Raw genomic sequence first — 18,175 nt, 5'->3', positions numbered from 1 at the left:
AAAGCGATCTGACTTTGAAAGTTTACATATGGCGAGAAATTCTGGTCATGCTAGGGTGGAGAGCTTTTTTTAGTAAGCAAATTAGCTACATAGGGAGGATTTTTCATCATGCCTTTAGTTTCAATGACAGAAATGTTGAAAGACGCAAAGGAAAAAGGTTACGCTGTTGGACAGTTTAACTTAAATAACTTAGAATTCACGCAAGCGATTTTACAAGCTGCTGAAGAAGAGAAATCTCCAGTTATCTTAGGAGTATCTGAAGGAGCAGGACGCTACATGGGCGGCTTCAAAACAGTTGTCGCAATGGTAAAAGCGTTAATCGAAGAATATAATGTAACAGTTCCTGTTGCGATTCATTTAGATCACGGTTCAAGCTTTGAATCTTGTGCAAAAGCCATTCATGCAGGATTTACTTCTGTGATGATTGATGCTTCTCACCATCCATTTGATGAGAACGTAGCGACAACTGCAAAAGTAGTTGAGCTTGCACATTTCCACGGTGTATCTGTAGAAGCTGAGCTTGGAACTGTTGGTGGACAAGAAGACGACGTCATCGCTGAGGGCGTTATTTATGCTGATCCAAAAGAGTGCCAAGAGCTTGTAGAACGTACTGGTATTGACTGCCTTGCGCCTGCACTAGGTTCAGTTCATGGTCCATACAAAGGTGAACCAAACCTTGGTTTCGCTGAAATGGAAGAAATCGGTAAAACAACTGGACTTCCACTTGTTCTTCACGGCGGAACAGGTATCCCAACTGCTGACATCAAGCGTGCGATTTCACTTGGTACAGCAAAAATCAATGTAAACACTGAAAACCAAATTGCTTCTGCGAAAGCAGTTCGCGAAACACTTGCTGCAAAAACAGAAGAGTATGATCCACGTAAATATCTTGGACCAGCTCGTGACGCAATTAAAGCGACTGTTATCGGCAAAATGCGTGAATTTGGTTCTTCTAACCAAGCATAATTTGATGAGAACCGAAAGCCGCCTGAGTCACAGGCGGTTTTCTCCATATCTTGAGAAAGCGCAATCAAATTTACATTTCAGACAATTTATTGATAGGAGAGTGGCACAGTTATGTTATTTTTCGTAGACACAGCGAATATCGCAGACATCAAAGAGGCACACGAGCTTGGCATTTTAGCAGGCGTGACAACAAACCCTAGTTTAGTAGCGAAAGAAAAGGACGTATCGTTCCACGACCGCCTTCGTGAAATCACTGACGTGGTATCAGGTTCAGTTAGTGCGGAAGTCATTTCCCTCAAAGCAGAAGAAATGATCGAAGAAGGAAAAGAGCTTGCTGCTATTGCACCAAATATCACAGTGAAAATCCCAATGACAACAGACGGTCTTAAAGCGGTCAAAGCGTTAACAGACCTTGGGATTAAAACAAACGTCACGTTGATTTTTAGTGCAAACCAGGCACTTCTTGCAGCTAGAGCTGGTGCGACGTATGTCTCTCCATTCCTCGGCCGCTTAGATGACATTGGCCAAAATGGTCTTGATCTCATTAGTGAAGTGAAAACCATTTTTGATGTTCATGGATTAGATACACAAATCATTGCTGCATCCATTCGTCACCCGCAGCATGTGACAGAAGCTGCGCTTAGAGGTGCTCATATCGGCACAATGCCGCTGAAAGTCATCAAGCAGCTGACAAAACACCCATTAACGGATGCAGGCATTGAGCAATTTTTAGCAGACTGGAATAAATAAGTGATTGTGGCAGACGGATACGCATCCGTTTGCCGCAGTTTTCCTTAAATACGCTAAGAAATGTTTTGTGCAAAGAAGAGAACATCACAGCCTCGCAAAGCTTCGATTATTTTTCTTCCGACAAATTTCGTTTAACCTGTATTCTTTCTCTTGATATTGGCTAAATTTTGGACAAGACCTTTTAAAGCGCGACATCCACAAACAGTATAACTCCAACAGTGATCTTCTTTAAGAAGGGAGACAAATATGGAAAAGTTAAACATTGCCGGCGGTGACCCCTTGCGCGGGACCGTACATATTAGTGGTGCGAAAAATAGTGCTGTGGCACTGATTCCTGCCACGATTCTCGCTGATTCTCCAGTAACCATTGAAGGCCTTCCGCATATTTCAGATATTGACACATTACGAGATCTGTTAGAAGAGATTGGCGGAAAGGTCACGTTTGAAAAAGGTGAGATGGTTGTCAATCCTGCCTCCATGATCAGTATGCCGCTTCCTAATGGGAAAGTGAAGAAACTACGAGCATCCTATTATTTAATGGGCGCTATGCTCGGTAGATTCAAGCAGGCTGTCATTGGATTGCCAGGGGGATGTCACTTAGGACCTAGACCGATCGATCAGCATATCAAAGGCTTTGAAGCACTTGGAGCCGAGGTGACAAACGAACAGGGTGCGATTTATTTGCGCGCTGAAAAATTAGTCGGAGCCCGTATTTATCTTGATGTTGTCAGTGTAGGTGCGACCATCAACATCATGCTGGCAGCCGTGCTGGCTGAAGGGAAAACAGTGATTGAAAATGCCGCAAAAGAACCCGAAATTATTGATGTAGCAACACTGCTTGCAAGCATGGGAGCTAAAATCAAAGGTGCGGGGACGGATGTGATTCGGATCGAAGGTGTGGAATCTCTTCATGGCTGCAGGCATTCCATCATCCCTGACCGCATAGAAGCAGGTACATTTTTAATTGCAGGTGCAGCGATGGGGGATGAAGTTGTGCTTGATAATGTGATCCCAACTCATTTAGAATCAATTACGGCGAAACTTAGAGAGATGGGATTCACAATTGAAACAAGCAACGATCAAATGCTGATCGTTGGCAGAAATGAAGGACTCAAGCCTGTCGATATCAAAACCCTTGTGTATCCGGGCTTTCCGACCGATCTTCAACAGCCGATGACGGCTTTGTTAACAAAGGCGAAAGGCACGAGTGTCGTGACAGATACCATTTACTCTGCCCGCTTTAAACACATTGACGAATTGCGTCGAATGGGTGCTAATATGAAGGTGGAAGGAAGATCTGCCATTATTACAGGTCAAACGCAGCTTCAAGGTGCAAAGGTCAAAGCAAGTGATCTGCGAGCAGGTGCTTGTCTCGTTGTTGCAGGGTTAATGGCAGACGGTGTGACCGAAATCACAGGGCTTGAACATATAGACAGAGGATATAGTATGCTTGAGGAGAAGCTTGAAGGCTTGGGTGCAACCATCTGGCGTGAAAAGCTGAATGACCAAGAAATAGAAGAACTTCAAAATTCATAAGGCTTTGACTGTGAGAGGAGATTTGGACAAAAATGGAAAGAAGTTTATCGATGGAACTAGTACGGGTGACAGAAGCAGCTGCATTAAAATCTGCTCGTTGGATGGGTAGAGGTTTAAAAGACGAAGCGGATGATGCTGCAACAAGTGCCATGCGTGATGTATTTGATACGATTCCGATGAAGGGAACTGTGGTCATCGGCGAGGGAGAAATGGACGAAGCGCCAATGCTTTATATTGGGGAAAAGCTTGGAAACGGATATGGACCTCGCGTGGATGTCGCTGTTGATCCATTGGAAGGAACAAATATTGTGGCAAGCGGCGGCTGGAATGCTTTAGCTGTTATCGCTGTTGCAGATCATGGCAACTTGCTGAATGCACCTGATATGTACATGGATAAGATCGCAGTAGGTCCAGAAGCGGTAGGCTGCATCGACATTGAAGCGCCTGTCATTGACAATCTTCGTGCTGTTGCAAAAGCGAAAAACAAAGATATTGAAGATGTTGTTGCGACAATTTTAAACAGAGAGCGACATGAAAAGATCATTGCTGAGCTGAGAGAAGCTGGAGCAAGAATCAAGCTGATCGATGATGGTGACGTTGCAGGAGCCATTAATACTGCATTTGATCACACAGGTGTTGATATTCTATTTGGTTCAGGTGGAGCGCCTGAAGGTGTCCTTTCTGCTGTTGCGTTAAAAGCACTTGGTGGAGAAATCCACGGTAAGCTTCTTCCACAAAGTGAAGAAGAGCTGAGACGCTGTGAGAAAATGGGACTGGATGTTGGAAAAGTCCTCAGAATGGAAGACCTCGTGAAAGGCGATGACGCCATTTTTGCAGCGACAGGTGTAACAGATGGCGAGTTATTAAAAGGTGTTCAATTTAAAGGCTCTGTTGGAACAACACATAGTGTTGTCATGCGTGCGAAATCAGGTACTGTTCGATTCGTCGATGGCAGACACAGTTTAAAGAAAAAACCGAATCTTGTCATTCGTCCGTAATCTGAAAGCGGGTATTCTTTACCCGCTTTTCATATAGGTGTCAAATATATATCATTTTCTTTTTAAAGTTGAATATTCCCTGCAAATGAGGTAAAACTAAAGAGTGCTGCGAAATTTTCTGCGAATTTACTTCTTTTAAGCTTCAACAAGTTTAAATACTGCCGCATCATGACGATATACTCATTATCCTTCTCTATGTTGACAAAGCTCAATTTCACATTGTTCCTATCTTTACGATAAAACGAGTGGGAGCGTTACCATGAGGGCGAGGTCATTCCAACAAAAACGGAATTAAAAGCTAATCAAATACAATGGTCATGCATTTGTAATGAAATACATTGACTAGAAAAGTGTGGTGTCCATATTGAAAGATGTTTCGATTTCATCTTTGGAAAATATGAAATTAAAAGAGCTGTATGAGTTAGCAAAAAAGTACAAAATCTCTTATTACAGCAAACTAACAAAAAAAGAATTAATTTTTGCCATCTTAAAGGCGAATGCTGAGCAAGAGGATCTCTTATTTATGGAAGGGGTTCTAGAAATTATTCAGTCAGAGGGATTTGGTTTCTTAAGACCAATTAACTACTCCCCAAGTTCTGAAGACATTTATATTTCAGCTTCACAAATCAGACGCTTTGATTTAAGAAATGGTGATAAGGTGTCTGGAAAGGTACGACCTCCAAAAGAGAATGAACGCTACTATGGCCTCCTTCATGTCGAAGCGGTAAATGGGGACGACCCAGAATCAGCTAAGGAACGTGTTCACTTTCCTGCACTCACGCCGCTATTCCCTGATCGTCAAATGATTCTTGAAACACAGCCTAATCACCTGTCTACTAGAATTATGGATATGATGGCGCCAGTTGGGTTTGGGCAACGTGGTTTAATTGTTGCACCGCCTAAGGCTGGGAAAACCATTTTGCTCAAAGAAATTGCCAACAGCATCTCTGAAAATCATCCAGAGGCAGAACTGATTGTTCTTCTTATTGACGAACGTCCAGAGGAAGTAACAGATATCGAACGTTCTGTTGCAGGGGATGTCGTTAGCTCAACCTTTGACGAAGTACCGGAAAACCACATTAAAGTAGCAGAGCTTGTATTAGAGCGTGCGATGCGTCTAGTTGAACATAAAAAAGATGTCATCATCTTAATGGATAGCATCACAAGGCTTGCTCGTGCATACAACCTTGTCATCCCGCCAAGCGGCCGAACGCTTTCCGGTGGTATTGATCCAGCGGCTTTCCACCGTCCAAAACGCTTCTTTGGTGCTGCGCGTAACATCGAAGAAGGTGGGAGCTTGACCATTTTAGCTACTGCACTTGTTGATACGGGATCACGTATGGATGATGTGATTTATGAAGAGTTTAAAGGAACAGGAAACATGGAGCTCCATTTAGATCGTTCTCTTGCAGAAAGAAGAATTTTCCCAGCCATCGACATTCGTCGTTCCGGTACAAGAAAAGAAGAACTGCTTGTGCCTAAAGAACATCTTGATCGTCTATGGGCGATGAGAAAATCAATGTCAGATACACCTGATTTCGCTGAGAAATTCATGCGCAAAATGAGAAAAACAAAGACAAACCAAGAATTTTTCGATATTTTAACGCAAGAGTGGAAACAAGCAAATATGTCTGCATCAAGAAGATAGCTTCCTGAAAAAATACATTTGCAATCATAGACTCACACTGTTATAATTTTATCATGTGCGTTTCAGAATTTATTCTGAGATATTAACTCTGTTTCCGAATTGGATTCAGGGCGGAAGGAGATGACAGTAGATGAAAACAGGAATTCATCCTAACTACAAAAAAGCTACAGTCAAATGCGCTTGTGGAAATGAGTTTGAAACTGGATCAGTAAAAGAAGAGGTACGCATCGAGATTTGCTCTGAGTGCCATCCTTTCTATACAGGCCGTCAAAAATTCGCTTCTGCTGATGGACGTGTTGACCGCTTTAACAAAAAATACGGTCTTAAGTAATAATAGATACAATAAACAGGCAGGAATCCGTTCTTGCCTGTTTTTTTACGTGGATTGATGGAACTTTAAAACGGGGGAGAAGACCTTATGTATGTGATGAAACAAAGCGGTTGGCTTGAAGTCATCTGCGGAAGTATGTTTTCTGGAAAGTCGGAAGAATTGATTCGGAGAGCCAAAAGAGCCACCTTTGCCAAACAAGAAGTAAAAATATTCAAACCAGCGATTGATAACCGGTATAGCACAAGCTCAGTTGTGTCACATAACGGTTCATCCGTCGATGGGATTGCAGTAACCTCACCAAAAGACATAATAACGCACATATCAGAACGAACCGATGTCATTGGCATTGATGAGGTGCAATTTTTTGATGAGACAATCATTGATATTGTCACTCAATTGGCTGACAAAGGCTACCGAGTCATTGTTGCAGGCCTTGATCAAGACTTCAGAGGAGAGCCATTTGGTGTTGTTCCGCATTTAATGGCATGTGCAGAGCTTGTAACAAAACTTCAAGCAGTTTGTTCGGTATGCGGCTCCCCAGCGAGTAGAACACAACGCTTGATCGACGGTAAACCCGCATCTTATGATGATCCCATTATTTTAGTAGGTGCGCAGGAATCATACGAAGCACGATGCAGACATCACCATGAAGTACCAAAACTAGATGTTGGTACAACACTTGACAATTAAAAAAATAGCAAATGCCGCTGTGTTTCGTTTTTCGAGTTTTTGGCTGAACACCCATCATTTGTACTTAAATAAATTAAATAACGCTACGAAAAAATTATCTAATTTTCAACGCTTGCGTTTTGGTATAAGCAGGCATAAAATGACTAACTGTAGTGTAAAGCATTTAAACGAAAAGTTCGATTTCTTGTCATAATTTTTTTGATTAAGGATTTTTCTCCTTGATCGTTCTTTGTATTAATAGTTCACTTTATTTATATTTTAGAAAGAGGGTAGTTTTTGATGAACAACGTGAAGAAAACAAAAGAAGGGTACCTCGAAACCACTTTGACAGGTAAAGATGTATTATCGATTCCAACGTTGAACAAAGGCGTTGCTTTCTCTGAAGAAGAAAGACAAGAGCTTGGACTAGAAGGCTTACTTCCTCCAACTGTTCTGACTTTAGAACAACAAGCAGAGAGAGCATACAAGCAATTTCTAGCTCAGCCAGATCGTCTTCGTCAAAACGTATACTTAAGTGATTTGCAAAACCGTAACGAAGTATTATTCTATAAGCTTCTAACGGACAAGCTTCGTGAAATGCTTCCTGTTGTTTACACACCAACTGTTGGTGAAGCGATTCAAGAATACAGCCATGAATACAGAAGACCTCATGGTGTCTACCTTTCAATCGACAACATTGACGGCATTGAGAAAGCATTTGAAAACTTACATGCAACAGCAGGCGACATCGACCTCATCGTAGCAACTGACTCTGAGAGTATTCTTGGAATTGGTGACTGGGGTGTTGGTGGTATCAACATCGCAATTGGTAAATTAGCTGTTTACACGGCTGCAGCAGGGATTGATCCAAGCCGCGTGATTCCAGTTGTATTAGATGTTGGAACTAACAATGAAAAACTATTAAATGATCCATTGTACATCGGAAACCACCACAAACGTGTACAAGGTGAAAAATACGAAGAGTTCATTGATGCGTATGTAAAAGCAGCACTTAAATTCTTCCCTAAAGCATTGCTTCACTGGGAAGACCTTGGAAACAAAAATGCGCGTAACATCATGAAAAAATACAACGACAACATCTTAACATTTAATGATGATATCCAAGGTACTGGTGCCATTACTTTAGCGGGTGTTCTTGCAGCTGTCAAGAAAACTGGTACTCAATTGAAAGATCACCGTGTGATGATTTTCGGAGCTGGATCAGCTGGAATCGGAATCGCCGATCAAATGCGTGACACAATGGTTCTTGAAGGTCTAAGTGAAGAAGAAGCAAACAATGCATTCTGGACGTTAGACTACAGAGGATTGCTAACAGATCAGTTTGAAGATGAAGTGCTTGATTTCCAAAAACCATACCTTCGTTCTTCTGATGAAGTAGAAGGCTGGGCTCGTGATGAAAAAGGACAAATCTCATTTGCTGAAGCTGTTCGCAAGGTGAAGCCAACCATTCTTATTGGTACATCAGGTCAAGGCGGCGCATTCACTGAAGAAATTATTAAAGAAATCGCAGCTCATACAGAGCGTCCAGTAATCATGCCGATGTCTAACCCAACTCCACTTGCTGAAGCAGTACCGGAAGATCTATTCAAATGGACAGACGGTCGTGCACTTGTTGCAACTGGAAGCCCATTCGAAAATGTCGAGTATAACGGAATTGAACATGAAATCGGACAATCAAACAATGCGTTCGTTTTCCCTGGACTTGGTCTTGGTTCAATCGTAACGGAATCAAAAATTATCACAAAAGGCATGTTCGTTGCTTCTGCAAATGCGATCGCTGAAATGGTTGATCATGATAAACCAGGCGCTGGACTGCTTCCAAGCATTGATAAATTGCAAGAAGTATCTATCAAGGTAGCTGTTGAAGTAGCAAAAGCAGCAATTAAAGATGGTGTCGCAAGAAGAACACCTGACAACATCGAACAAGCTGTGAAAGATGCTATGTGGATTCCTGAATATAAAAAAATTGTAAGAGCATAATAAAATGTGTAACGCGGCATTGTTTCGGGTAATGTAAGCAATGCCGCTATAAAATAAGAAACATGTAAAGGATTCAAGGAGGAATAGTAAGATGGACTTTTTAAATATTTTGATCCTCCTAGCACCGATTTTTTTCGTTATCGCGCTGGGTTGGTTCGCAGGGAACTTCGGCAGCTATGACGCTAAATCTGCAAAAGGTGTAAGTACACTTGTTACAAAGTATGCTTTGCCAGCGCACTTTATCGCCAGCATTCTGTCAACACCAAAAGATAAATTCTATAGTCAAATTCCATTTTTCGTTGCATTGATTCTCGGAATCGTAGGCTTTTATATCATTATCCTTTTAGTTACGAAATTTGCTTTTAAATATGATTTAACAGATTCATCTGTTTTCTCATTAAACTCAGCACAACCGACCTTTGCATTTATGGGGATTCCGGTCTTGGGCAGTTTATTTGGGGCTCAAGAAGTTGCAATTCCGATTGCTATTACCGGAATAGTTGTAAATGCATTGCTTGATCCAATTGCTATTATTGTGTCAACTGTCGGTGAAAAAACAAAAGGAAAAGCCAAAGACGGCGAAAGTTTCCTAAAAATGACGACGAAAGCGATTTTGCACGGTTTATCTGAGCCGCTTGCGCTTGCACCGTTAGCAAGTATCATTCTTGTTCTTTTAGGATTTAAACTTCCTGAAATCGGACATGAAATGCTAGAGGAAATTGGAAGTGTGACATCAGGGGTTGCGCTCTTTGCAGTCGGTGTCACAGTCGGTATCCGCAAAATTAAACTGAGCTTACCAGCTTTCAGTATCGCATTGCTCAAAGTAGCTGTACAACCGTTACTGATGTATTTTATCGCCATTCTTATGGGTCTTTCGGCGGATGAAATTACAAAAGCTGTATTGCTTGTTGCCTTCCCAGGTTCAGCTGTTGCGGCCATGATCGCCACTCGATTTGAGAAACAGGAAGCAGAAACAGCATCGGCATTTGTGATCAGTGCGATCATGTCACTCATTACATTACCGATCATTATTGCACTTACCGTATAATATAGTAGAAAGGCTGCCTTATAGGCAGCCTTTCTTAGCGAAATGAATGAAACAGAGGGAAGAGCACACGCTTTTTTTTCATTTCGGGGTGTGCCTTTTCCTTTTCTTCTTCTTTTGATGGTTTTGGTTTTGTCAATGTGGCTGTGAGGCGTTCTAATTTTGCAGTTAATTCTTCAATTTCTCTTCTGTGCTGGAGGAGCTGGTAGGAAACGCCTTCATCTGCTTTCTTAGCGAGTTTCCGTTCTATTTCTTGAAAACGGGCTTCAATATGACTGACATGTGATTGCTCTTGAAGGAGCTGTTTCACTTGTTCTTCTAAGGCTTCTATCCGTTTTGATGAGTCAGAAGTTTCTACAGTAGGTGATAATTGCTGGGCGGTTTCTTCATGGATCGGCAGTCTAATGTCATGGAGAATCACACCTTCGTTCATTTGGTGTTGGACCTCTTTGAGCAGCTGGACAATGTCATCATGAAATTCGTAATGTCCAAGTTCATTCCGGGCGACAGGGATGTTGAGCTGTTTGACCCAGCGCTGAATGGTTTTTGAAGATACACCAATTTCCTTTGCAACCTCATTTGTATTCAAACCAAATGCCCTCCCTTTTTTCAATTACAAGTACCATTCTCTTTCGTGAGCATCCGTTCCTTCACGTTAGACAAAACAAGTAACCAATCGCCAAAGATCGTGTTTTCTAGTGAAAAATTGCAGAAAATCAATTGTTTTGGAAATTTTTTTGACTGTCATACCCCGCTATACTATAATTAGACTGTTACGCACAAAACAGAGGTGAAGACCATGTTAGACCGTTTAAAATCAATTGAAGAACGCTATGAAAAGCTAAATGAATATTTAAGTGACCCTGAAGTGGTGAACGACCCTAAGAAGCTTCGTGAATATTCGAAGGAACAATCTGATATTCAAGAAACTGTTGAGGTATATAGACAATATCGTGCGGCATATGATCAGCTAAGTGATGCGAAAGCCATGCTGGAAGATAAGCTCGATGCCGATATGCGCGACATGGTCAAAGAAGAAATTTCAGAGCTCACAGAGGAAACAGAACGTTTAGAAGACGAGCTGAAAATCTTGCTCATCCCGAAAGATCCGAATGACGATAAGAACGTTATTGTGGAGGTTCGTGGTGCAGCGGGCGGAGAAGAGGCTGCGCTGTTTGCAGGAAACCTGTACCGGATGTACAGCCGTTATGCTGAAATGCAAGGCTGGAAAACGGAAGTCATGGAAGCGAGTGTCACTGGAACTGGCGGTTATAAGGAGATCATCTTTATGATTAGCGGTAAAGGTGCATATTCTAAACTAAAGTTTGAAAACGGTGCACACCGCGTGCAGCGTGTTCCTGAAACTGAGTCAGGCGGCCGTATTCATACATCAACAGCGACAGTTGCTGTATTACCAGAGGCTGAGGAAGTTGAAATTGATATCCACGAAAAAGATATTCGTGTGGATACATTCGCATCAAGCGGACCAGGGGGACAAAGTGTTAATACCACAATGTCTGCTGTTCGTTTGACTCACCTTCCAACAGGTGTAGTGGTTTCCTGTCAGGATGAGAAATCACAAATCAAAAACAAAGAAAAAGCGATGAAAGTTTTGCGTGCGAGAATTTATGATAAATTCCAGCGTGAAGCACAAGCTGAATATGACCAAACCCGTAAATCTGCTGTTGGAACAGGGGATCGTTCAGAGCGTATCCGTACGTACAATTTCCCACAAAACCGCGTGACGGACCACCGTATCGGATTGACGATTCAAAAGCTTGATCAAATTTTAGAAGGAAAACTTGACGAGGTCATTGATGCATTAATTATGGAAGACCAAGCAAGAAAACTTCAAAATGCAAAATAAAGAGCGAACGATCTTTGAAGCCCTTAAATGGGCTTCTTCTTTGTTAACGGAAGCGGGCAGAGACCAAAACGCAGCAGAGTTAATGTTGATGCATGTGCTTGGATGGAGCAGAAGTGAACTTCTTGCCCGTTTTCATGATCCACTGCCAGAGGAGCAAGATTCACAATTCAGCGAGTTCGTCGCACAGCACAAGCGTGGAGTGCCTGTGCAGCATTTAACGGGTGTTGAATTTTTTTATGGGCGTCCTTTTGAGGTAAACAAACACGTTCTGATTCCTCGTCCTGAAACGGAGGAAGTGGTGCTGGCGGCATTGAATATGATGAATCGTGTTTTTCCTCATGATCAGCCGCTCAAAGCTGTTGATGTAGGAACAGGTAGCGGTGCAATTGCGATTACGTTAGCTCTTGAAAAAGAATCTCTCACTGTGACAGCGACGGATATTTCACATGAAGCACTTGAAGTAGCAAAGCGAAATCAAGAAGCGCTTGGTGCAGACGTTCATTTTGTCCAAGGGGATTTACTTGAACCGATTATGGCTCAAGGCATCAAAGTTGATGTGTTTATTTCAAATCCGCCTTATATTGCGGCAGAAGAAATGGATGGTTTATCAGAGGTTGTCACAAAGCATGAACCTGTCAATGCGCTGACAGATGGGCGTGATGGCCTGTGGTTTTATGAGCGTATCGCCTGTGATCTCCACAAGGTACTTCATCAGCAAGCGGTGGTTGTCTTTGAAATAGGACATACACAAGCACAAGATGTAAAAGCGCTTCTTTTGCAGGCGTTCCCTTCAGCTGATGTTCATATCATCAAGGACATCAACGGAAAGGATCGAGCGGTTTGCGCACACATTCAAAACGGAAGTCCGGCTGAATAAAGTCGGACTATTTTATTATGTAAAGATGAAACTTATGGTAAAAGGGAAACGTATATATAGAAGAATGAACATTCTGATCATGATTTTTTACATAAATTTGTTTTGAAGGAGCGAATGGTGTGAACAGAAGGTATGCGATGGTGTTGGTCATCGTCAGTGTACTATTGATTGTGAGTGCTTGCGGTAAACCGAGCTTTAAAAAAGAAGCAGCAGCATTTGGGGAAAACTATAAAAAAGCACAATACACAGTGAATCGGACGGATGACCTATCTGACATGAAGGAGAAGTTGAAGGATTATTTAACCGAGCATGAATATCAAGAATATACAGAAGACAGCATGTTTCCAAGTGTATTAGAAGCAGCAAAAGATCAAGATTGTCAAATTAAACTGAAAAAAATTACGTTTACACCTTCAGATGAAAGCGATGACAGGATTGAATTTGACTATGAAATGATCATTCAATTTATTGACCATAAAGGAAAGGTCAAAAAGGAAATTGAGAAAAAAGGTGCAATGACAGTTATCAAAACAGATTCGGGATTAAAAATCAGCCGAGATTGGGATGGAAGACTGTACCCTTCCGATTACCAATCCTCACTAAAAAGCCGTTCATAAGTTGTTGAATGGCTTTTTTGCATGCAGAAAAAACATTGATTCGCTCACCTCATGTAGTTGTTTTTTACTCATAATCTATTAAAAAAATCATTTTTGCTGTTTACAAGATGCGTTTCCTGGACACAATGTTTGTAGCGAAGAGAAAAAGTGGGGGGAACACATTATGTTCAAAAGTAAAATGATGATTTGTCTTTATATGTTTCTATTATTATGTGGTGCTTTTGCAAACCTTGGAAAAGAGGAGACGGCGGCTGCTTCTGCCAATCAGCCTGTTGTGATTCCAGATGAAGCCATTCGTTTACGCATTTTAGCCAACAGTGACCGGTCGGCAGATCAAGATGTGAAACGAAGTATTCGAGATGAGGTCAATGCCAATATAACGGAGTGGGTGAAAGACCTCACATCCATTGAAGAAGCCAGACGTGTGATTCGTTCAAAGCTTCCAGACATCAATCGTATTGCCAAAGCAAAATTAAAGGAACAACACATTGATCAATCCGTATCGGTCAGCTTTCAAAAAGCCTCATTTCCAACAAAGCTATATGGCAACTTTGTTTATCCTGCTGGGAAATATGAAGCCATTTTGATTACGTTAGGGGAAGGAGACGGAGCCAATTGGTGGTGTGTGTTATTCCCACCTCTCTGCTTTATCGATTTTTCAAACGGAGAAGCGATCGCCTCACCAGAAGGAGATGATAAAGAGCAGGTAGCTGCAGAGCCATCAAATGAATCTGTCAATGAAGTGGTAAAAGAAGAAGAGACGGGTGAAGTGAAATTCTTTCTGTTCGAATGGGTCTCTAGTCTTTTCTCTTAAAAAAGGTCTAAATCTGTTTTTGCCTCATAGAGTTGAAGTAAGAGAACAAAAAGAGGTGAAAGCATGTATTATCAATTAAGAATAGCGACAGAAGAAGATGCCCCGGCCATTAATGCTTTTCTTGAAAAAGGCCAAGCAAAAGGCGGGGTGACGATTGCAGAGCGTACGTCATTTGTGGTCATGGAAGATGCAGACGGTGAGCTTGCAGGCTGTTTAGGTCTTGAACGACTAAATGAACAAGAAGGATTGCTAAGATCACTTGTGATATCAGATAAACTTGGTCAGGGGCATATCGTTTCTCTGTTCCAAAGTGTTCAAACGCTAGGGGAAAAGCAAGGTGTGGACACCTTTTATGTTGTAGCCAATCACTCCTCTTCGCATGATTTTTTAGCGCTGATGGGCTTTACGCCTATAGAGGAAATCCCAGAAAGTGTGTGGGTATCTGCGCATGCAAAAGAGTCGTTGGGAAAAGAGCAGGCGGTTGTGCTGCAAAAAACAGCGAGTTAATCACAAAACACCGGACTTATTCACATACTTATCCACTGTAAAACAAGCGTTATCCACAAATTGTGGACAACGCTTGTTTTATTTAGCATCATCTTTTATACTTTCAAAAGGATAATTGAGATATATCAACAGTTTTATCTTTTTTAAAAGGAGTTTGTATGATGTTAAATACAAAAAGGTGGTCTGTGGATTTAAAAAAGGATTTATCCACATACTATCCACAAATTGAACAAGCAGCTCTGTTGTTGCGGCAGAATGAAGTGGTCGCTTTTCCGACAGAAACGGTTTATGGACTAGGGGCAAATGCAAAAGAGACAGAGGCTGTGAAGAAAATTTATGAAGCGAAAGGACGCCCAAGTGATAATCCGTTGATTGTTCACATTGCGGATGTTCAACAGCTTCATGAATTTGCGCAAATAGAAAATGAAAAAGTAACGGCGCTGATGGATGCCTTTTGGCCAGGCGCTCTCACCATTGTTCTACCTTGTAAGCCGGGCACATTATCAAAGCAGGTGACGGCAGGTTTAACGACAGTAGGCGTAAGAATGCCTGATCATCCTGTTGCGCTTGAACTCATCCGAGCAGCTGGTCTACCAATTGCCGCGCCTAGTGCCAACCGTTCGGGAAAACCGTCGCCGACACTTGCGGATCATGTCGCAAGTGATCTTGATGGGAAAATTGCTGGCATTGTCGATGGTGGTTCAACAGGTATTGGCGTGGAGTCAACGGTTGTATCCTGTGTAGACGAGATTCCAGTGATCTTAAGGCCGGGCGGTATTACAAAAGAAGCGTTAGAAGAGGTCGTAGGAACGGTCAACACGGATCCAGGGTTGACGAAAAAGGATGAGGCGCCAGTATCGCCGGGAATGAAATACACACATTATGCACCTGAAGCACAAATGTATATATTTCATGGAAGTGATGAAGACATGCAGCTGCACATTCAGAAGTACCGAGCTGAAGGGCTAAAAGTAGGTGTGCTGACAACAGAAGAAAAGAAGGAATGGTTTGCGGCAGATGTTATCTTTAGCTGTGGATGGAGAGAAAAGCCTGAAACGGTTGCGGCAAACTTATATCGTGTGCTGAGACAATTTGATGAAACGGATGTAGACTTGATCATTTCAGAAGCCTTCTCAGAGCAGGGAGTTGGTTCTGCGATCATGAACCGTCTGCAAAAAGCGGCAGGAGGGCGCACTCTCTCTTCATTCAAATAGTTCTAACCTCTCTTGGACAAACATAGGTTAAAGGAGAATGCGTGTCCAAGGGGGATTTACATGAATGAACTAGCTGGCGAATTGCTGACACTCAGTATCATGGCTTTTGCACTTGGAATGGATGCCTTTTCGGTTGGACTCGGCATGGGGATGATTCAGCTGAGATTCCGCCAGATCGTTTATATTGGACTTGTCATTGGGATATTTCATATGTTTATGCCTCTTTTTGGCATGTTAACAGGTCAGCTTTTATCTGGCTGGCTTGGGCTCCTAGCAACCTATATTGGCGGGGCGCTGCTTTTGGTGCTGGGTCTGCAAATGATCATCGCTTCTATCCGAAAAGAAGATAAGCCATTTATCGCACCTGTTGGGGCCGGTCTCGTTCTTTTTGCAACAAGTGTGAGTTTAGATAGTTTTTCCGTTGGCTTAAGCCTGGGGATTTACGGTTCTCGGGTGTTGATGACCATTTTATTGTTTGGCTTTTTTAGTATGATGCTCACATGGCTTGGATTATTACTCGGTAAACAGGTTCGGTCATGGGTAGGTTCATACAGCGGTGCGCTTGGCGGATTGATTTTACTAGCCTTTGGAATCAAATTATTATTTCCGCTCTAGCCAGTCTACTTACATAACATGTAGAATGAAATGCTATATAATAGAAGAAAAGGAGGTCGAAAGATGAATATCTTATTTGTTTGTACGGGAAATACTTGCAGAAGTCCGATGGCTCAAGCCCTTTTTTCCTCCATTGCAGATGAAAAAGGCTTACAGGTCACTGTAAAATCAGCGGGCATCTTCGCCTCTGATGCAGGGAAGGCTTCTCCTCAAGCAGTCGAAGCATTATTTGAGAAAAGCATTCCACTGAATCACTCGTCGTCTAAACTAACAGAAGAACTTCTTCATGAAGCAGATTATGTCTTCACCATGACGATTCAGCATAAACAGTTGATTGTGGAGCAATATGCTCATGTGAAAGACAAGGTCTTCACTCTAAAAGAATTTGCGACAGGATCAGAAGGTGACGTGTCGGATCCATTTGGAGGGAGCCTCTCCATTTATCAGGAGACACGAGATGAACTAGAAACGCTATTGTATCAACTTGCTAAAAAGCTTAAACAGGATCACAAATCCTCATAAATGGACAACCTGTAAAACCGTTGCGCAAACGGTTTTTCTGCTTTTGTTTGCAAATGACTAGGCAGAGGTTAAAATATAACTGTAAATAAAGAATGAATGTAAGACATGACAGATTAACTCACCCTTAGGAGGAATTGCCCGATGAAAGTAGCCATTGCATCCGATCACGGCGGAACGAATATTCGTGAAGAAATCAAACAACTAATGGATGAATTAAAGATTGAATACATTGATATGGGTTGTGAATGTGGATCAGGTTCTGTAGACTACCCTGACTATGCTTTTCCTGTAGCCAATATGGTGGCAAACGGAGAAGTCGATCGCGGCATTTTGATTTGCGGGACAGGTATTGGTATGAGCATTTCAGCAAACAAAGTGAAAGGCATCCGCTGTGCACTGGCGCATGATACATTCAGTGCAAAGGCGACGAGAGAACATAACGATACAAATGTTCTTGCGATGGGAGAACGAGTCATTGGACCAGGATTGGCAAGAGAGATTGCTCACATTTGGCTGACAACAGAATTTACTGCAGGACGTCATGCTGTGCGGATTGGTAAAATCGCTGATTACGAAGAAAAGCACCTGTAAGGAGCGCTTAACATGAACATTGGTCAAGATTGGCTTGAGATGTTAAAAGAGTTTCATCAAACAGTTGAACTGCGAGCCGGCCACATTTTAGTGATTGGCTGCAGTACATCAGAAGTGGCTGGCGAGCACATTGGGACAGCGGGAAGTGAGCAAATTGCTGAAGCTATTTATCAAGAGCTCGATCAACTGAGACGCGAGACAGGAATCGAATTGGCTTTCCAATGCTGCGAGCATTTGAATCGTGCCCTCGTTGTGGAAGAAGAGGTGGCGTACCGGCTTAACTTAGAAATTGTAGCGGCTGTACCTGTCCGTCAGGCGGGTGGTTCTATGGCGGCGCATGCGTATCAGCAAATGGAACACCCTGTGCTGGTTGAATCCATTTCAGCACATGCAGGGATTGATATCGGTGATACATTAATCGGCATGCACTTAAAGCGGGTAGCTGTACCGGTCCGTCTCAGCCGTCATCAATTAGGACAAGCACATGTGACGTTTGCAAAAACTCGTCCAAAGCTGATTGGCGGAGAACGAGCCGTTTATACAAGTTCATAGTTCGGATATATTTCTAATATAATGTTGAATGATGAAGACGCTCCACCCCTTGAAT

General features: G+C 42.3%; 20 protein-coding genes. 19 read left to right on the top strand and 1 reads right to left on the bottom strand.

Translation table 11 applies throughout. From position 1 onward, the window contains the following. The first annotated feature begins 108 nt into the window (after positions 1-108). The 9 genes from NST24_RS17580 to NST24_RS17540 all read left to right on the top strand — a co-directional run bounded on the left by NST24_RS17580 (position 109) and on the right by NST24_RS17540 (position 9,947). On the top strand, positions 109-966 hold the full coding sequence (locus NST24_RS17580) for a class II fructose-bisphosphate aldolase (RefSeq protein WP_007497678.1): 858 nt from the start codon (positions 109-111) through the stop codon (positions 964-966). A 111-nt stretch (positions 967-1,077) separates the two neighbouring features. Continuing rightward, positions 1,078-1,716, top strand: coding sequence for a fructose-6-phosphate aldolase (fsa, locus tag NST24_RS17575; RefSeq protein ID WP_003215343.1), 639 nt, complete (start codon positions 1,078-1,080; stop codon positions 1,714-1,716). A 246-nt stretch (positions 1,717-1,962) separates the two neighbouring features. Beyond that, positions 1,963-3,252 (top strand): UDP-N-acetylglucosamine 1-carboxyvinyltransferase, encoded by a 1,290-nt coding sequence (locus NST24_RS17570; RefSeq protein ID WP_007497673.1) that lies wholly within the window; start codon positions 1,963-1,965, stop codon positions 3,250-3,252. Positions 3,253-3,284: 32 nt separating this feature from the next. Further along, positions 3,285-4,250 (top strand): class II fructose-bisphosphatase, encoded by a 966-nt coding sequence (gene glpX, locus NST24_RS17565; protein ID WP_007497670.1) that lies wholly within the window; start codon positions 3,285-3,287, stop codon positions 4,248-4,250. A gap of 364 nt (positions 4,251-4,614) precedes the next feature. Continuing rightward, positions 4,615-5,898 (top strand): transcription termination factor Rho, encoded by a 1,284-nt coding sequence (gene rho / locus NST24_RS17560; RefSeq protein WP_007497667.1) that lies wholly within the window; start codon positions 4,615-4,617, stop codon positions 5,896-5,898. A 130-nt stretch (positions 5,899-6,028) separates the two neighbouring features. Next, a complete protein-coding gene (gene rpmE, locus NST24_RS17555) occupies positions 6,029-6,229 on the top strand; it encodes a 50S ribosomal protein L31 (RefSeq protein WP_003215407.1) in 201 nt (66 codons plus the stop codon). An 87-nt stretch (positions 6,230-6,316) separates the two neighbouring features. Further along, entirely contained in the window at positions 6,317-6,919 is a 603-nt protein-coding gene (locus NST24_RS17550; protein WP_007497666.1) for a thymidine kinase, read from the top strand. 279 nt (positions 6,920-7,198) lie between these two features. Beyond that, positions 7,199-8,899: an oxaloacetate-decarboxylating malate dehydrogenase gene (gene malS, locus NST24_RS17545; RefSeq protein WP_008343425.1), complete on the top strand. Its 1,701-nt coding sequence runs from the start codon at positions 7,199-7,201 to the stop codon at positions 8,897-8,899. Between the two features lie 91 nt (positions 8,900-8,990). Further along, positions 8,991-9,947: an AEC family transporter gene (locus tag NST24_RS17540; RefSeq protein WP_007497662.1), complete on the top strand. Its 957-nt coding sequence runs from the start codon at positions 8,991-8,993 to the stop codon at positions 9,945-9,947. A 34-nt stretch (positions 9,948-9,981) separates the two neighbouring features. Here the strand turns inward: NST24_RS17540 and racA are convergent, their stop codons facing one another. After that, positions 9,982-10,533, bottom strand: coding sequence for a chromosome-anchoring protein RacA (gene racA, locus NST24_RS17535; RefSeq protein ID WP_025208136.1), 552 nt, complete (start codon positions 10,531-10,533; stop codon positions 9,982-9,984). Between the two features lie 210 nt (positions 10,534-10,743). Between racA and prfA the strand changes: the two genes are divergently transcribed. The 10 genes from prfA to NST24_RS17485 all read left to right on the top strand — a co-directional run bounded on the left by prfA (position 10,744) and on the right by NST24_RS17485 (position 18,120). Continuing rightward, positions 10,744-11,811, top strand: coding sequence for a peptide chain release factor 1 (gene prfA, locus NST24_RS17530; protein WP_008343422.1), 1,068 nt, complete (start codon positions 10,744-10,746; stop codon positions 11,809-11,811). Next, complete coding sequence (prmC, locus tag NST24_RS17525) at positions 11,801-12,688, top strand: peptide chain release factor N(5)-glutamine methyltransferase (protein WP_342462059.1); 888 nt, start codon at positions 11,801-11,803, stop codon at positions 12,686-12,688. Before prfA ends, prmC begins: the two co-directional genes overlap by 11 nt. Before the next feature lie 119 nt (positions 12,689-12,807). Beyond that, on the top strand, positions 12,808-13,305 hold the full coding sequence (locus NST24_RS17520; protein WP_008343418.1) for a hypothetical protein: 498 nt from the start codon (positions 12,808-12,810) through the stop codon (positions 13,303-13,305). Positions 13,306-13,468: 163 nt separating this feature from the next. Then, positions 13,469-14,119 (top strand): stage II sporulation protein R, encoded by a 651-nt coding sequence (spoIIR, locus tag NST24_RS17515; RefSeq protein WP_007497652.1) that lies wholly within the window; start codon positions 13,469-13,471, stop codon positions 14,117-14,119. Positions 14,120-14,182: 63 nt separating this feature from the next. Continuing rightward, positions 14,183-14,626, top strand: coding sequence for a general stress acyl- n-acyltransferase (locus NST24_RS17510; protein WP_007497650.1), 444 nt, complete (start codon positions 14,183-14,185; stop codon positions 14,624-14,626). A gap of 161 nt (positions 14,627-14,787) precedes the next feature. Continuing rightward, entirely contained in the window at positions 14,788-15,840 is a 1,053-nt protein-coding gene (locus tag NST24_RS17505) for an L-threonylcarbamoyladenylate synthase (protein ID WP_024718758.1), read from the top strand. A 60-nt stretch (positions 15,841-15,900) separates the two neighbouring features. Continuing rightward, complete coding sequence (locus NST24_RS17500) at positions 15,901-16,455, top strand: manganese efflux pump MntP family protein (protein WP_017360043.1); 555 nt, start codon at positions 15,901-15,903, stop codon at positions 16,453-16,455. Between the two features lie 63 nt (positions 16,456-16,518). Continuing rightward, a complete protein-coding gene (locus NST24_RS17495; RefSeq protein WP_017360042.1) occupies positions 16,519-16,977 on the top strand; it encodes a low molecular weight protein arginine phosphatase in 459 nt (152 codons plus the stop codon). A gap of 141 nt (positions 16,978-17,118) precedes the next feature. Continuing rightward, positions 17,119-17,568, top strand: a complete 450-nt coding sequence (rpiB, locus tag NST24_RS17490) for a ribose 5-phosphate isomerase B (RefSeq protein WP_003214714.1) — start codon at positions 17,119-17,121, stop codon at positions 17,566-17,568. Between the two features lie 12 nt (positions 17,569-17,580). Continuing rightward, on the top strand, positions 17,581-18,120 hold the full coding sequence (locus NST24_RS17485; RefSeq protein WP_342462058.1) for a TIGR01440 family protein: 540 nt from the start codon (positions 17,581-17,583) through the stop codon (positions 18,118-18,120). Positions 18,121-18,175: the final 55 nt, after the last annotated feature.

The sequence above is a fragment of the Bacillus sp. FSL R5-0286 genome (genome assembly GCF_038593245.1).
GTDB classification, from domain to species: domain Bacteria; phylum Bacillota; class Bacilli; order Bacillales; family Bacillaceae; genus Bacillus; species Bacillus altitudinis.
This window is presented reverse-complemented; position numbering and strand designations above follow the sequence as displayed.

Coding starts and splice junctions, on each gene's coding strand:
- NST24_RS17510 (WP_007497650.1), top strand. CDS start 14,183: ATGTATTATCAATTAAGAATAGCGACAGAAGAAGATGCCCCGGCCATT.
- glpX (WP_007497670.1), top strand. CDS start 3,285: ATGGAAAGAAGTTTATCGATGGAACTAGTACGGGTGACAGAAGCAGCT.
- NST24_RS17495 (WP_017360042.1), top strand. CDS start 16,519: ATGAATATCTTATTTGTTTGTACGGGAAATACTTGCAGAAGTCCGATG.
- NST24_RS17550 (WP_007497666.1), top strand. CDS start 6,317: ATGTATGTGATGAAACAAAGCGGTTGGCTTGAAGTCATCTGCGGAAGT.
- prmC (WP_342462059.1), top strand. CDS start 11,801: ATGCAAAATAAAGAGCGAACGATCTTTGAAGCCCTTAAATGGGCTTCT.
- prfA (WP_008343422.1), top strand. CDS start 10,744: ATGTTAGACCGTTTAAAATCAATTGAAGAACGCTATGAAAAGCTAAAT.
- rpmE (WP_003215407.1), top strand. CDS start 6,029: ATGAAAACAGGAATTCATCCTAACTACAAAAAAGCTACAGTCAAATGC.
- fsa (WP_003215343.1), top strand. CDS start 1,078: ATGTTATTTTTCGTAGACACAGCGAATATCGCAGACATCAAAGAGGCA.
- spoIIR (WP_007497652.1), top strand. CDS start 13,469: ATGTTCAAAAGTAAAATGATGATTTGTCTTTATATGTTTCTATTATTA.
- NST24_RS17580 (WP_007497678.1), top strand. CDS start 109: ATGCCTTTAGTTTCAATGACAGAAATGTTGAAAGACGCAAAGGAAAAA.
- rpiB (WP_003214714.1), top strand. CDS start 17,119: ATGAAAGTAGCCATTGCATCCGATCACGGCGGAACGAATATTCGTGAA.
- malS (WP_008343425.1), top strand. CDS start 7,199: ATGAACAACGTGAAGAAAACAAAAGAAGGGTACCTCGAAACCACTTTG.
- NST24_RS17540 (WP_007497662.1), top strand. CDS start 8,991: ATGGACTTTTTAAATATTTTGATCCTCCTAGCACCGATTTTTTTCGTT.
- NST24_RS17505 (WP_024718758.1), top strand. CDS start 14,788: ATGTTAAATACAAAAAGGTGGTCTGTGGATTTAAAAAAGGATTTATCC.
- NST24_RS17570 (WP_007497673.1), top strand. CDS start 1,963: ATGGAAAAGTTAAACATTGCCGGCGGTGACCCCTTGCGCGGGACCGTA.
- NST24_RS17485 (WP_342462058.1), top strand. CDS start 17,581: ATGAACATTGGTCAAGATTGGCTTGAGATGTTAAAAGAGTTTCATCAA.
- NST24_RS17500 (WP_017360043.1), top strand. CDS start 15,901: ATGAATGAACTAGCTGGCGAATTGCTGACACTCAGTATCATGGCTTTT.